The sequence below is a fragment of the Klebsiella sp. HMSC09D12 genome, from assembly GCF_001808475.1.
GTDB classification, from domain to species: Bacteria; Pseudomonadota; Gammaproteobacteria; order Enterobacterales; family Enterobacteriaceae; genus Klebsiella; species Klebsiella oxytoca.
Genome location: NZ_KV793509.1, coordinates 1,091 through 3,161 on the forward strand (window position 1 = coordinate 1,091; position 2,071 = coordinate 3,161).

Annotated in this window: 4 protein-coding genes; all 4 read left to right on the forward strand. The window is 51.9% G+C overall.

Annotation, left to right across the window (positions count from 1 at the left end):
• Positions 1 to 260 (forward strand): terminase TerL endonuclease subunit (locus tag HMPREF3178_RS31980; RefSeq protein ID WP_228705134.1); only part of this gene is annotated, 260 nt, incomplete at its 5' end.
• The gene (locus tag HMPREF3178_RS31390; protein WP_000854046.1) at positions 257 to 418 is read left to right on the forward strand and encodes a hypothetical protein; all 162 of its coding nucleotides are present in this window, start codon (positions 257 to 259) and stop codon (positions 416 to 418) included. The genes HMPREF3178_RS31980 and HMPREF3178_RS31390, both read left to right, overlap by 4 nt.
• Positions 408 to 1,634: a phage portal protein gene (locus tag HMPREF3178_RS26960; RefSeq protein WP_070585614.1), complete on the forward strand. Its 1,227-nt coding sequence runs from the start codon at positions 408 to 410 to the stop codon at positions 1,632 to 1,634. The genes HMPREF3178_RS31390 and HMPREF3178_RS26960 overlap by 11 nt, the downstream gene beginning before the upstream one ends.
• A partial coding sequence (locus HMPREF3178_RS30550; RefSeq protein WP_077270136.1) for an HK97 family phage prohead protease occupies positions 1,627 to 2,071 on the forward strand: 445 nt, incomplete at its 3' end. The genes HMPREF3178_RS26960 and HMPREF3178_RS30550, both read left to right, overlap by 8 nt.

Below are 2,071 nucleotides of genomic sequence, written 5' to 3' on the forward strand. Positions count from 1 at the left end.
CAATGAAGGAAGTCGAGGCGAAAATTTACGCCGGGCGTTTTCATCACGATGGCAATCCAGTGATGACATGGATGATGTCAAACGTCACCGTCAAACCAGACAAAAACGAGAATATTTTCCCCAACAAGGCCACGCCTGAAAACAAAATTGACGGTCCTGTCGCGATGTTTATTGCGATGAGTCGCTTGCTTGTTAACGGCGGTGGTGAAGTTGACTTCCTGTCCACTATCGATCCTGACGAAGACCTTTTACTTCTATGAAAACTCTAATCACTGATGTTATCGGGCTTACCGGGTTCGGTTCGCTTGCTGCAGGCGTGTATCTCCAGTTCGGGCTGGCGATGTCTCTGATGATGTCGGGAACCCTGCTACTCATTTATGCGCTGTTAGCGGCAATGAGGGGGAATAATGCTGCTTGATGCTCTTTTTCGCAGTGAACCACTGGAAAACCCGGTTACTCCGATCACGAGTGAATCGGCAGAAACCGATAACGTGTTTGCCCGAGACGTATTTGTCAGCCCGCAAACGGCGATGAAGCTGGCTGCGGTGTATGCCTGTATTTACGTTATCTCTTCGAATATCGCTCAGATGCCACTGCATGTTATGCGGAAAACCAATAACAAGGTTGAAGCTGCCCGCGATCACCCTGTGTTTTACCTGGTTCACGATGAGCCGAATATGTGGCAGACCAGCTATAAGTGGCGTGAGTTAAAACAGCGTCATATTTTGGGCTGGGGGAATGGTTACACCTGGGTGAAGCGTTCCCGTCGTGGTGAAGTTTCCGGGCTGGAATGCTGCATGCCCTGGGAAACGACACTGCTTAACACGGGTGGTCGGTATACCTATGGCGTTTACAACGAAGAGGGGGCGTTTGCCGTCAATCCCGACGATATGGTGCATATCCGGGCGCTGGGTAACAACCAGAAAATGGGGCTTAGCCCAATCATGCAGCATGCCGAGACGATAGGCATGGGGATGAGCGGGCAGGCTTATACCAGTTCATTCTTCAACGGTAATGCGCGACCCGCTGGCATTATTTCGGTGAAAAGCCAGTTGAATGAAGAAAGCTGGGGGCGTTTAAAAAGCATGTGGCAAAAAGCTACAGCTGCTTTGCGCAGCCAGGAGAATAAAACAATGCTTCTCCCGGCAGAGCTGGATTACAAAGCGCTCACCGTTTCCCCGGTTGATGCCCAGATCATTGATATGTCGAAGCTGAATCGGTCGATGATTGCCGGGATATTTAATGTACCGGCGCACATGATTAACGATCTCGAAAAAGCCACTTTCTCAAATATTACGCAACAGGCCATTCAGTTTGTCCGCTACACGATCATGCCGTGGGTAACGAACTGGGAACAGGAACTCAATCGCCGCCTGTTCACCCGTGCTGAACTGGCCGCCGGGTATTACGTCAGGTTTAACCTGACAGGCCTGCTACGCGGGACCCCGCAGGAACGTGCTCAGTTCTACCACTTTGCGATCACTGATGGCTGGATGAGCCGCAATGAAGCGCGAGCCTTCGAAGACATGAATCCGGTAGATGGCCTGGATGAAATGCTGGTGAGCGTTAACGCCGCGAACCCCGCAGACGATTTTAAGGCACCTAAAACCGACGAGGAAAAGCCCAATGAATGACCGTGAAACGCGCTGTTACAGCGGGGAGGTCAGAGCCGAGCAACGCACCGATGAACCTACCCGCATTCTGGGCTATGGCTCGGTGTTCAACAGCCGTTCTGAACCCCTGTGGGGATTCCGTGAAATCATCAAGCCCGGAGCATTTGACGATGTGCTGAATGATGATGTTCGCGGGCTGTTTAACCATGACCCCAACTTTATTCTGGGACGGAGCGCTGCCGGGACGCTATCCCTGTCTGTCGATGAGCGCGGCCTGCGTTACGACATTACAGCGCCGGATACGCAAACTATCCGCGATCTGGTGCTGGCGCCGATGATGCGCGGTGACATTAACCAGTCATCTTTTGCCTTCCGGGTATCCCATGACGGTGAAAATTGGTACCAGGACGATGAAGGGATCGTTATTCGTGAAATATCGAAGTTTTCCCGGCTGTTTG

What these genes read in the sequence shown, in the direction of transcription:
- HMPREF3178_RS26960 (WP_070585614.1), top strand. Translation starts at nt 408, where the DNA reads ATGCTGCTTGATGCTCTTTTTCGCAGTGAACCACTGGAAAACCCGGTT.
- HMPREF3178_RS31390 (WP_000854046.1), top strand. Translation starts at nt 257, where the DNA reads ATGAAAACTCTAATCACTGATGTTATCGGGCTTACCGGGTTCGGTTCG.